Here is a 12,823-nt window from a genome sequence, read left to right as displayed (position 1 = left end):
CTCACCTTGGGTTTGTTTGAAGTTAAAATCTTTATAAATAACATCAATGGTGGCAAAAATTGTCTCACGGGTTCTTTCCGCCAATGCACTATCAGTTTTTACCAACGTAGGGTAAGTCTGAGTCAGCGCCCATAACGCGCGCCATGTCCACCAATTTGGCTCAGCTACACTGGTTTTATATTCTTTATTAATAGAATGATCAGGATAAATAAAATTATAAAAGTAGCCATTATCTGCTCGTAGATAGAGAATAAACTCTACCAACGATTTTACTTTTTCTAAATCAGTTGCTGAACCAGTAATCTGGTATTGACGCTGATAAAAAACAGCTGCGCGGGCAACATCATCAATGGCAGATACGCCTTCGATGGGATCTTTAACCCAGCGGTAATCGGGAAACTCGCTATAGATATGAATGAGACCCAGCTCTGTTTTATTTGCCACCGTGACCTTCTGATATAAAGCATCCAGATGATCGGTATTAACTAACTTCGCATTGGAACAAAACGACGTCAAACTAATGATACAAACCAGGGTATTGAGTAATTTCATATTATTTCTCTTATTTTAAGTTATTTATTTTAAGTTATTTATATACAGTCACTTAAAAAATATAGTTAACCCCTAACTTACCAAAATGAGTGGTCGTATCACTGTAGTTTTTCTCATCGCGGACACCGCGATCCCAGAATTTTTTATCATACTCCACTCGGTAAAAATATTCGGCAACCAAATAAAATCTATCGGCGATTGGATAGCTATAGTTAAATATATATTTTTGAGCTTTAGAGGTTTCTCTGTAGCCATCGTGCCCACCAATACGTCTTAACTGCGGCTCCATTTTAAACAGGAAGTTATTTTTACCTATATTAACGGCAACCCAAGGACGAAGCTCCTGCTCCAGAACATTCGCTGTTTTTGCGCCGTCATGATTAAAGTCCTGACCTTCTTTACGGAATAACTCAAGACCCGCGTACACATTATCTGCAACTTTATAATTCACATTAATAAGCGCTTCGTAGAACTGGAACCGCCCATTATCAGCACCACGGGCGTCTTTATCTTCTACTAGCATTTTCACATCGGTATTCACACTCATTTTATCTGATATTTGATAACGATAATAAGGCCGGAAGCCATAACCATCGCCACCAATATTGTTATCACCGCCTGTTGTACGATTTTTCTCGTAACCAGTTTTACCTAAATAGATCCCTTCGAACATAAACCAGTGTTTATCGATACTTTTGGCCCAGGCAGGACGGATTTCCATTTCTATCATGCGGAAATCGACTTTATGATTACTGTCATTACGCGAGTCGCTGGTAAACTGCACCTGTTTAAGAACAAATCCTGTATTCCAACCCGTATCACCAAAATTAACTCGCCCGTCAGCGAATACCCTTTCATGTACCGGGCGAGAGTTAGTGCTGCGCCCCTCATTGCGGAAATGTTCTATTTTATATTCAGCCAACCAGTTACCATGAAAATAGGATTTTTCATTCTTAGGGATGCGCACAATACCAATATTATCATCGCTGAGCTCCACAACGGCTTCCACCGTCTCACCACCGTCTTTCACTATCCTTATTTTGTCACCGGCAAAAATAGGGCTATTTTCGGCATTGTTGGTTTTTACCCTATTCGGAGAATTATCCGCATGGGCAACAGAACAGATACTTGCCATCAGAAACAGGTAAAAATATTTTGAGTGTCTCATATGCATTCCATGTAAGCAGGCAGTCTTCCCATTTGATAGATAATAGGAATCCCACCTAATATAATTGATATTAGGTTTAATCCATTAAGGAAATTAAAAAGCGATTAATATTGTCTGATAATTAAAGTCCGATAAAGGGATCCTTAATATCAATCCAATGCGCTTCGGCATCACTGGCGCCAACATATAATCGCCAGCGGTTGTCGGGGAGCTTAATTAGCCCTCCAGGGAAAATAACATCCACTAAATCCGGGCGTTTAGCACTACCTGGTAGCAGATTATTTCTAGTCGCAATAATTTTTATTGATGTGTAGGTTTTAGTATCCGGGTTGAAGATAAATACTCCCGGATAGTAGTGCCTTCCTCCATGTTGGTCGAAACAGGCAATATGGGAAAGTAACCCAATGGTGCCGTCGCGAAGTAAATGAGTTTCATTGACTCCTCCCCATTCATCAGTATCAAACTGCTGATCAAACAATTCAGCACTGGCGATGGTTTCCGGTGTTAACGCTTCCAGGTTATTTATCTCAACATACCCAATAGTACCCCGACCGCCAATATTACCCTGTGGTCGAGTAAATACCCCGATACGCCCCTGCTGAATATGGCACAAACGGATATCTTTCATCCCCGGAGGGCCCGAGGCAAAACGGGTTAATGAGTGAATGTCTCGGCCACGGTAAAATACAGTATGCCAGATGAGTTTATCTGGATTGTCAGGGTGTGGATTAATCTCGACCCCGCCAAAAATCAGTTCATCCTCAATCCGAGTAAAGAAAGGATCCTGCAACTGGAATGTCGGCGCATCAGCAATCGGTCTCCATTTACTTTGATGTTCACTAAAAAACACAATAGTCGAATGCTCGGAATCTCTGGCTTCAACACGTCCGGCAATAACTACCTGCCCTGCGGAAGTAAATGGAGCCGTAATATTATAAATGTCTTTATCACCGACACCGGTAAACTCAAGTTTTCCGGTCGAGTAGGTAATATCAGACGTGCATTGCTGGTAATTGGCGAGCAATTGGGCAACGCTGGCGGGTGTATTATGTATCATCATAAAAGCCTTATATTTATCTCGTCATTACACCGACAGGTGCTGCCATAATTGAGCCATAGGCATTTCAGCCAGACACATACATTCGTCCGCCGCACCGTAATAGACCCGCAAAGTATCGTTTCCAATTAATGCACCACAGGTAAAGACGACATTACCAAAAAAGCCGTGAAGCTCATAAGGTGCCTGCGGTTGAAGCAAAGGTACCGGTGACTTTGCGAGAATTTTGGTAGGTTGTTCCAGGTCAAGCAATAGCGCACCAAGGGAATAACGTTGGTTAATATCAACTCCATGATAAATTTGCAGCCATCCCTTTTCGGTTTTCAGCATTTGCGCTCCACCGCCTAGTTTTAAAGCATCCCAAGGATCTTGCGATGTCCCCAATAAGTGTCGGTGATCCCCCCAATGCAGTAGATCCGTAGAACTGGCCAACCAAATCTCAGGTTTGCCGAAGTGTTTCGGAGCCGGACGGTGTAATGTCATGTATTTGCCATTGATTTTTTCTGGGAAAAGACAGGCATCACGATTATCCGGACAGAAAATCAGCCCCAGGCGTACTACCTCAGTAAAGTCGTGGGTGACCGCCAATGCGGTGCAAATACCCTTAGCAGACACAGCGGAATAGTTAATATAAAAAGCGTCGTCAATTTGGGTAATTCGGGCATCCTCACAACCAAAAGCTTCGTAACCATTCGCTGGGAAGATAAAGGGCTTATCGTCAACAATGAAAGTAACGCCGTCACGGCTTCTCGCTACGCGCAGATGGGAAAGAGAGGTCAGGTAGACCGTCGATGGGTCAGCAATGTCGGTGATTAACCGCGGATCACTAAAATCGTAGGCCGGATCATCACGCCGGAATAACCGAGTTGTAACCTGCCAGTGCCCACTATCTTCCATAAGCAAAGGCACGAGGGTGGTATCTTTGCTCTCAGAGATAACACTTTCCGCAATGCGAATCAGCATAATAGTTTCATCGCCGAGTTGGGTAACCCCTGCGTTAAAAGCACATTCGACCTTAAATCCCGGATGGCTGGGCGTAATATCCTGGGGCGTAATTAACGGATTACCGGAATACCTAATCATTATTGTCCTCTATATAAATAACGATATCGTTATTAGTCATTTCACTGTATTTACGGGTATCAAATAAAATTTGACCGGGGAGATGAGCTGCTAATGGATAAGCTCTCCCAAAATTAATCAATACAGTGGCGCGCTGGCGGTGATAGCAGCGGCTGAATATTAGGGTGTCTTGAACAAGTGTTAACTCGTCATATTTACCATATTGAAAAACGGGGTATTGTGCGCGTAGAGCAATCATTTTTTGATAATCATGCCAGAGAGAATGGAGGTCTTTTTGAGCCGCTTCAGCATTTATCTCCCGGTAATTTTCATTAATAGGCATCCAAGGCACTTGCGAACTAAATCCAGCCAACGGCACGCAGGACCACTGCATAGGTGAGCGTGAATTATCACGACTTTTGGTTAATGCAAATCGAAAAGCCTCTTCAGAATTACCGCAGGCGGCAAATTTCTGTTGGTAATGCATTTTTCCCTGAATGTCGTAAATCTCTTCTGGGCAGGTAGCCACATAATCCTGCATTCCTATTTCTTCACCGTAATAAATGAAAGGAATGCCATAAGCCATTAATTGCATGCAGGCCATCGCCCGAGCACGGAAAATATCGCCCACACCTTCACCAAAGCGGCTAATCATCCTCGACATATCATGGCTGGAGAAAAACAATGTCGGCACGCCGCTATATGTACTGTCCATCTGCTCAAACTGCTGGAAAATCTGTTGTAGATCGAAAGTCGGCTGACTGGCTAAATTAAAATTGAATACGACGTCACATAATGTGGTGGACTGATAACGCGCGAGTTCATCGAGCTTATCGCTGCCAACTTCCCCGACAATAAAATAGTCACCTTTGGCGCGCACATGAGCCAATAAATCTGAGAGACAATTCTCAATGCCCGGCTGATTAATATCATTCAGGTGTTGTTGCTCACCATTATCCAGCACCGGGTTATTCATTCTTGTGTCATTGCAGGACAGGAAATTGATCACATCCAGTCGAAAACCATCCACCCCCATCTCTATCCAGAAATCCAGTACGGTTTTAGCTTCATCAATCACCGCTGAATTGGCCCAGTTTAGATCAGCCTGCTCAATAGCAAACTTGTGATAGTAATAATCCCCGCCTTCTGCTTCCAGTTCCCAAGCCGAACCACCAAAAAATGACTGCCAGTTATTAGGTTCGCGGGTGAAAATAAAATAGTCCCGATATTGGCTTTCCGGGTTATTTAATGCATCTTTAAACCACGGATGCTCCGTAGAAACGTGATTCAATACAACATCGATAATCACCCGAATATTGCGTTTATGAGCCTCTGAAATTAACTGCGAGAAGATCTCTAGAGTGCCAAAATTCGGATCCACATTAAGGTGATCACTAATATCGTAACCATTATCCACTCTCGGAGAAGGGTAAAATGGCGTTATCCAAATCCCACCAATCCCTAACTTCTGCAAATAATCCAGTCTGTTTATTAACCCGTAAAAATCCCCTATCCCATCACCATTACCGTCCTGGAAACTGGGCAGATAAATTTGATAGAAGACCATTTCACGCCACCATTGCATATTCATCATTTCGGTAACGCCCTATTTTAATGACAGGGACATACCCTGCATGAAATATTTACGGAATAGAATAAACAGAACGACAATCGGGATGGTCTGAATAACCGCACCAGCAATCACTGGCCCAACATAAACACCATAAGATTTACTGAATGTGGCTAATAACACTGAGAGTGGCATTTTACTTTCATCCTGAATCACTATCAGCGGCCATAAGAAGTTGTCCCATGTGCCGACAAAGGTAAACAGTGCCACAATGGCGATAATAGCCTTATTAAGCGGCATCATCAGATAAATCATGATTTGCCACAGACTGGCATTATCTATTTTAGCTGCGTGAATATAATCATTGGGAGTTCCCTGAAAGCTTTGAGAAATCATAAAGATACCCCAAGAACTCATCAGAAATGGAATAATCATGGCGCTATAACTGTTTAATAATCCCAATTCTCTGACTAAGACAAATTGCGGAATAATAAACATAGATGCAGGGAAAACCATCTGTAAGAACAATAAATTTCTAAACAATGATTGGCCTTTGAACTGCATTTTAGCCAGTGCGAATCCAATAAACATGGAACTTAACGTCACTGCCACCGTCACTACAGTCGAAATAAAAAATGAGTTAAATAATGTTTTTAAAAATGGCTTCTCTACCCGACCGCTATTTTCAAACAGAAAGCGATAATTATCGAGCGAGTAGGCGGTATCAAACAACCCAGAAGTATAAACATCGGCTGACTGTTTAAAGGAAGATAACACCATCCAGATATAAGGATAGAGCCACGAGAGCGCCAGAGAAAACATAATCAAATGGATGATGAGACTACTGATATTTTTTTTCATTTAAACAATCTCAACCTTTCTTTCTAGCAGTTTTCTGACCGCTAAAATAATCCCAAAACTGGTGAGTGCGATAAAAATTGACATGGTGGCCGCCCAGCTTGGCTGCATCTTCATAAATGCGGTTTCATACATTACGATCATAGGTGTCGTGGTGCTATTAAGCGGCCCACCGCCAGTAATAAGATATGGCTCGGTAAAAATAGCGAAAGAAACGGTAATCGCGAGAACCAGCACCATAATCAATTGCGGGTTGATCATGGGTAAAGTGATATGAAATAGGCGCTTGATGGTACCGGTATTATCTAATGTCGCCGCTGAATAAATTTCTTTAGGGATGCTGTTCAGCCCAGAAAATAGAATCAGTCCGTAATATCCAACAAATTTCCATGTAACAACCAAAGCGATAGATAACATCGCTAAGTCTGGGCTAGTTAACCACGGTAGGGTGAAACCAAACCAATCATATAAAAAAGTATTTAATGGCCCATCTTGACTAAAGATCTTGGAAAACACAATGGAATAAGCCACGCCGGATGAAACGTTAGCCAGTAAAAAACTTAGCCCAACAAAGGTCCTGCCATACTTTAATTTCTGTAGGCCAAACGCAAATAGAAAGGAAGCGATAAACACAATAGGTAAGTAATACATTAAGAAACGTAGCACATTTAACATCGACTTCCAGAATAATGGATCCTGCATTACCAGAATAAAGTTATTCAGGCCATTAAAAGTAGGAGTACCGACAAATCGCCATTCAGTTAGCGATAAAACCGCGAGCCAAATAAAAGGATAAAACCAAAATATGCTGGTATATCCCAGATAGGAGGCAGCCAATATACTGCCTACATGTTTATCTTTAAGCTTTAAAAAAGTCATAATGCAAGGCCACCTGCTCACTTTAATCCGCAAAACGAGAAATTAACTCACTCTTACTATTCGTGTTTTAAAAGTTAGTGTTTTAAAATCGCGTTCACTTCTTTTACTGACTGTTGCAGCGCTTCATCCGGAGTTGCTGTATTAAAGGCTGTTTTCTCAATCATTTGCGTCATGCTACGTTGAATTTCTACTGTTTCACCACTGGAAACAGGCGGTATCGCCACATTGACATATTCGGCGTAAGCCGCTGCGTAAGGGTGTTGCTGATAGTATTCGGCAAAGAAAGGATTAGTGAGCAAATCTGCTCTAGCGGGTGGCATACCGGTCAGTTCCATCCACCGTTTATCGAATTTTGGCTGGCTGAATACCCATTGAATGAACTCCCACGCTTCGGGCTTAACTTTAGAGTGGCTAAATAGCACCAATCCTTTTCCATCGGCGAAGGTATGGGGTTTATCTTGTTTATTTTTGACTAGCATCGGGCCAATTTTTATATGCTTTAAAATTTCTGGGTATTGTTGCTGATAACGGCTGATATCCCAGGGGCCGCGTACTGCCCCCAGAACTTTACCGGTCACTAAAGGGTCATCTTGGCCAAAATCATACAGAGTCCATTTTTTTGAGAAAAGTGTGTACATAAAGCCCAATACGTCATGCCCATCCTGACTATCATAGGTAGCTTGTTGGTTGGCAATATAAGGTTTACCATCGCTTTGGGCATAATAGAGGGCGATAAAGTCAAACCAGCGGTCCCACCAATTACGGCCTGAGGTAGCTTGTATTGCATAACGTTTATCCGGGATAGTGTATTTCTCGGAGAGGGCATAAACCTCATCATAAGTTTTCGGAACTTCGCTAAAGCCCTGCTCTTCTAACAAATCGCCACGCCACCAGAATAATACTGGGTTCATATAAATCGGCAGGATGTAGTTCTTTCCGTTATAGCGCCAATTCTCCATGATATCCGTCATCTGGCGGGTACCAATTAAGTTTTCATAACCATCCAAAGTGGAGAGATCGACAATTTGCCCTAAATCGGCCAACTGAGAGCCGAAGCCGGTAAAAATATTTTCTGAAATATCAGGTGCGCGGTCAGAAGCAATCGCGTTCATTATGGCTTCTTCAGAACTACCCGCCGCTGGAATTGTTGAGAATACGACTTTCTTTTTATCCGGTTGTTTATTCCACTCTCCAACCACTTCGCTCCAGAATGCTTCCTGAACATTGTTCGGGGCTATCCACAGGGTAATATCCTGTTTTTCATTTTTATTCGATGTAGCGTTATTGTCGCAGCCAGTAAACACAACACTGCTGGAGGCAATTGCCAAAAAAATCAGGGTTTTCTTCATTTTATCTAACATTGCTTTATTCCCAGGGCCATTGTTGAATGAAAAGGCTGGAAGACCAATTTTAACGTTAAAATAAAATAGCAGCGTAATTCCCATAATGATGTGAAGTATTTCACATCTCATCATTTTAAGTTTAACGTTAAAATCGTGACATTCGTTCAAATTTTAACGTTAAAATTGATGTAGCATGTAGTTCTTAGGCTGTGGGTTTGATCATTTCACAAGGAGGAGGGGGATAGAACACAGGCACTTTGCTCATTCTTCTTTCCGGAGATTCTAACATGACCACGAGTAAAAAAAGAGAAACGCTTAAAACAATAGCTGAAGCACTTAACGTAACGCATACCACGGTCTCGAATGTATTTAATCGGCCAGAAAAGGTATCGCCGGAATTACGAGATAAAATTTTAGCCTATACAGAATCCATAAATTATCATGGCCCTGCGGGGGCAGGCCGCTTTCTGCGTACCGGACAATGCGGAACACTCGGGGTTATATTTAACGACAACCTGAGTTATGTATTCTCTGATCGACATGATATTGCATTGATGCGTGGCATTGCCGAAGAGTGTGAAAAAAATGGGATTAACATTGCTTTAATGCCGTTAAAAGCTAACAACGAGCTAAAAAAACGCATGATGGGCGCCTTGGTGGATGGCTATATTTTAAATGCTACCTATAACAATGACGAAATTGTTCAGGCGGCATTAACCAGTGGGCTACCAGTGGTTACCACCGATATCAAACTCCAGAATTTTGCCTGTGTTTCGATAGATGATGGCGCCGCAATGCAGGCCATTTGCCAGCATTTATTGGCCGCCGGACATAAAAAGTTCGGCATTGTCTCTTTCCCAGTAAATAGGCACTCAGATGTATTGTCGCCACTGGCCAAATTCTCTACGGAATATGATAACGGTGTAGCTTTCGGGCGGATAAATGCCTGTATCAAGGCGCTCACCAATGCGGGAATTGATTTGCGTACCAGCTATGTAGCAGAACAACCACATAGCGAAACTGGCGGAGAAACAGCGGCTAAAGCGCTATTGGCTGCAGAGCCGGATATCTCGGCCATTATCTGTTTATCAGACCGTTTTGCCTTCGGCGTTTATCAGTTTTGTCAGAGCCACAATATTTCGGTACCCGGCCAAATTGCGATTACCGGGTTTGACGATATCGATATTCAAGATCCTCCCATTGGTTTAACCACCATCCGTCAACCTATTGTGTTAAAAGGCCGCGAAGCTGCAAGAGCACTTATCTCGGGTCAATTAGCCCGTGATATATCTTTGGATTTTGAACTTATTGTTCGTGATTCTGCATAATCAAATGGAAAGGAAATGGAAAAATTAACCTGTTTTAAAGCTTACGATATTCGGGGAAAGCTCGGTTCTCAATTGAACGAAGATATAGCCTATCGAATTGGACGCGCCTATTGTCAGTGGCTCAAACCAGTAAAAGTAGTGGTCGGTGGCGATGCGCGAGCAACCAGTGCTGATTTAAAAAATGCGCTGGCAAAAGGGTTAATGGATGGCGGTGCTGACGTCATTGATATTGGCATGGTTGGTACAGAGGAAGTTTATTTTGCTACCCGTTTTTATGGCGTCGATGGCGGGATTCAAGTGACTGCTAGCCATAATCCGATTGACTATAACGGCATGAAACTCGTTAAAAAAGATGCGCAGCCCATTAGCGGTGATAACGGTTTGTATGAGATTCAGAAGCTGGCACAAGATAACTATTTTGCTCCGCCAGTCGTTAAAGGCCAGTTTGAAACCCAGTGTATTCGCGAACACTTTGTTGAGCATTTATTAAGTTACATCGACCTTAGTACATTAAAGCCAATGAAAATTGTGGTTAATGCGGGCAATGGCGCGGCGGGCCCTACGCTTGATGCATTGGAAGCGGCAATGGCAAAACGCCAAGTTCCCATCAGTTTTATTAAAATTAACCATCAACCGGATAGTCGTTTCCCTAACGGCATCCCAAACCCGATGTTAGCAGAAAACCAGTGGTCAACTCGACAAGCGGTATGTGAACATCAGGCGGATCTCGGGATTGCCTGGGATGGAGATTTTGACCGCTGTTTCTTCTTCGACAACTTTGGGAATTTCATTGAAGGCTATTATATTGTTGGCGTGCTAGCGGAAAGATTCTTGCGCGCGAATATGACAGGAGAAATAACCCATAATCGTGGGAAAATAATCCATGACCCCAGATTAATCTGGAACACAGTTGATATTGTACAGACACTTAATGGTACAGCGATCGAATCTAAAACCGGTCATGCTTTTATTAAAGATGCCATGCGCCATCATGATGCTATCTATGGCGGTGAAATGAGTGCCCACCACTATTTTCGAGATTTTGGTTACTGTGATAGCGGCATGATCCCTTGGTTGTTGGTAATTGAATTACTGTCGCACAAAGCAACATCGCTATTTTCACTGATTGAATCCCGTAAGATGCTATTCCCAGTATCAGGTGAGCTTAATTTCACCATTGACGATCCAGCCACTAAAATTCAACAAATAAAACAATTTTATGTCAATAGCGCCATCCGCGTGACCGAAATTGACGGTCTTAGTATGGAATTTGAATACTGGCGATTTAATATCCGAGCATCTAATACTGAGCCACTGGTCCGTTTAAATATAGAAACTCGTAGTGATAAAGATCTACTGGAGCAAAAAGTTACGCAATTGACTCAATTGCTACAGAAATAAAATACCCGACTATAAAAAACCAATTCAATCTATCTTATGTGTATCGTTAATACACGAGGATAAATTACAGCATCTTGTTGGAGCATATAATGGCTAGCGTTTCTCTCGCAAATGTCGTGAAGTACTATGAAAAAATTAAAACAATTGATAACGTCAATCTTGAAATTGCATCAAGAGAGTTTATCGTTTTGGTGGGTCCTTCTGGCTGTGGGAAATCCACATTATTAAGAATGATCGCAGGTCTGGAAGAAGTAAATAGTGGTGAAATTAAAATAGAAAATAAAGATGTGACCCATACTAATGCCGGCGCGCGCGGCGTATCTATGGTATTCCAATCTTATGCACTTTATCCCCATATGACGGTACGCGAAAATTTGGCATTTGGCCTTAAAAATATCAAAATTCCAAAACAAGAGATCGATGCTAGAATTGCCAATGCATCAGCTATTTTGCAATTGGATAATTATCTTGAGCGCCTACCGCAGCATTTATCTGGTGGCCAACGTCAGCGTGTCGCTATTGGCAGGTCAATTGTCAGTTGTGCCAATGTATTTTTATTTGATGAGCCTTTATCTAATCTTGATGCCTCGCTACGCATTCAGATGCGACAGGAAATCGGTAAACTACATGAGCGATTGGGTAAAACTACAATATATGTCACTCATGACCAGATAGAAGCCATGACACTGGCGGACCGGATAGTGATTTTAAATCAGGGGAAAATAGAACAGATAGGAACTCCTGAAGAGGTCTATAACCATCCGGCTAATATCTTTGTCGCCTGTTTTATCGGTGCCCCTAAAATAAACTTATTTAAGGCGATTTATGAGCAGACGGGCTACGTTAATATTAATGGACTCAGTACTTTTATTCCGCGACTGGCAAAACTGAATCTACCGGCAGGAGCACAATTGACATTAGCTATTCGGCCCGAACACTTTTCCTTAACCGACAGTACCGAACTATCCTTGGTGGTGAAAACCGACCTTACCGAAATGCACGGTGACTCCACCGTAGTGCTATTTAATTCACCTGAGCATGGCGCACTGCAAATGAAAGTCCCCTATCAATTGAAACTCCCCGTGGGTGAAGATGTGATTATCGGAGCTTCCTGTCAGCACATTCTGGTGTTTGATGAACACGGCCAAGCCGTGCACATTGAGCCATAATCAAGTTGACCACGTTAAAGGCCTGAGTGAGTTTTGGGGCCATTGACCTACTATTGATTAATATTGATAGCAACGTGAGTGGCACTATTGATGATGAGGGGATAATTTCTTTCGGTGGTAATGGTGATGAGCTGAATTACAGTGTCGTTGATGAGATTGCCAAACGCGCTTTGGCAACAGGAGCCAGAGTTTTAGCTGTGCGCAGTGCAGACCTACCACAAGGTGCTGATCTCAATGCAATATTACGTTATCCATTATAAAAAGGATTAATGACGATGACCTGATTTCCTGTATTTTGGGAAAGATAAGTCAGGTAACGCCCCAAATATCTGGGGCGTTTTTATTTCCTAATCGGTGAAACTGAAAAGGATACCAAACTCATCCGCAGAAAATCTCTATACGCCAAACTGCACTAAATCTTAGTATGAATTACCCT

General features: G+C 42.4%; 11 protein-coding genes. 4 read left to right on the top strand and 7 right to left on the bottom strand.

Going from position 1 to position 12,823, the window contains the following annotated elements; all coding sequences use genetic code 11:
- Positions 1–604: 604 nt before the first annotated feature.
- From DX162_RS09760 to DX162_RS09730, 7 genes are all read right to left on the bottom strand, one after another.
- Positions 605–1,720: a hypothetical protein gene (locus DX162_RS09760; protein ID WP_032819999.1), complete on the bottom strand. Its 1,116-nt coding sequence runs from the start codon at positions 1,718–1,720 to the stop codon at positions 605–607.
- Positions 1,721–1,841: 121 nt separating this feature from the next.
- Entirely contained in the window at positions 1,842–2,780 is a 939-nt protein-coding gene (locus DX162_RS09755; RefSeq protein ID WP_004391034.1) for an MTP-1 family protein, read from the bottom strand.
- A gap of 24 nt (positions 2,781–2,804) precedes the next feature.
- A complete protein-coding gene (locus DX162_RS09750; protein ID WP_032820003.1) occupies positions 2,805–3,860 on the bottom strand; it encodes a glycoside hydrolase family 130 protein in 1,056 nt (351 codons plus the stop codon).
- Positions 3,853–5,433 (bottom strand): alpha-glucosidase, encoded by a 1,581-nt coding sequence (locus DX162_RS09745; RefSeq protein ID WP_004391036.1) that lies wholly within the window; start codon positions 5,431–5,433, stop codon positions 3,853–3,855. Before DX162_RS09745 ends, DX162_RS09750 begins: the two co-directional genes overlap by 8 nt.
- Positions 5,434–5,445: 12 nt before the next feature.
- Positions 5,446–6,270 (bottom strand): carbohydrate ABC transporter permease, encoded by an 825-nt coding sequence (locus DX162_RS09740; RefSeq protein ID WP_049559945.1) that lies wholly within the window; start codon positions 6,268–6,270, stop codon positions 5,446–5,448.
- Positions 6,271–7,146 (bottom strand): carbohydrate ABC transporter permease, encoded by an 876-nt coding sequence (locus DX162_RS09735; protein WP_004391039.1) that lies wholly within the window; start codon positions 7,144–7,146, stop codon positions 6,271–6,273. It abuts the gene before it with no gap.
- A gap of 74 nt (positions 7,147–7,220) precedes the next feature.
- The gene (locus tag DX162_RS09730) at positions 7,221–8,507 is read right to left on the bottom strand and encodes an ABC transporter substrate-binding protein (protein WP_032820020.1); all 1,287 of its coding nucleotides are present in this window, start codon (positions 8,505–8,507) and stop codon (positions 7,221–7,223) included.
- 269 nt (positions 8,508–8,776) lie between these two features.
- Between DX162_RS09730 and DX162_RS09725 the strand changes: the two genes are divergently transcribed.
- The 4 genes from DX162_RS09725 to DX162_RS09710 all read left to right on the top strand — a co-directional run bounded on the left by DX162_RS09725 (position 8,777) and on the right by DX162_RS09710 (position 12,647).
- Positions 8,777–9,817 (top strand): LacI family DNA-binding transcriptional regulator, encoded by a 1,041-nt coding sequence (locus DX162_RS09725; protein WP_004391041.1) that lies wholly within the window; start codon positions 8,777–8,779, stop codon positions 9,815–9,817.
- Positions 9,818–9,832: 15 nt separating this feature from the next.
- Complete coding sequence (locus DX162_RS09720) at positions 9,833–11,218, top strand: phosphohexomutase domain-containing protein (protein WP_004391042.1); 1,386 nt, start codon at positions 9,833–9,835, stop codon at positions 11,216–11,218.
- Between the two features lie 89 nt (positions 11,219–11,307).
- On the top strand, positions 11,308–12,387 hold the full coding sequence (locus DX162_RS09715) for an ABC transporter ATP-binding protein (RefSeq protein WP_032820005.1): 1,080 nt from the start codon (positions 11,308–11,310) through the stop codon (positions 12,385–12,387).
- Positions 12,388–12,413: 26 nt separating this feature from the next.
- Positions 12,414–12,647, top strand: a complete 234-nt coding sequence (locus DX162_RS09710) for a hypothetical protein (RefSeq protein ID WP_004391044.1) — start codon at positions 12,414–12,416, stop codon at positions 12,645–12,647.
- Positions 12,648–12,823: the final 176 nt, after the last annotated feature.

It is taken from the genome of Yersinia kristensenii, from assembly GCF_900460525.1.
Taxonomy (GTDB): domain Bacteria; phylum Pseudomonadota; class Gammaproteobacteria; order Enterobacterales; family Enterobacteriaceae; genus Yersinia; species Yersinia kristensenii.
The sequence above is the reverse complement of the archived record's forward strand: the minus strand, read 5'-3'. Positions and strand labels throughout refer to the sequence as shown.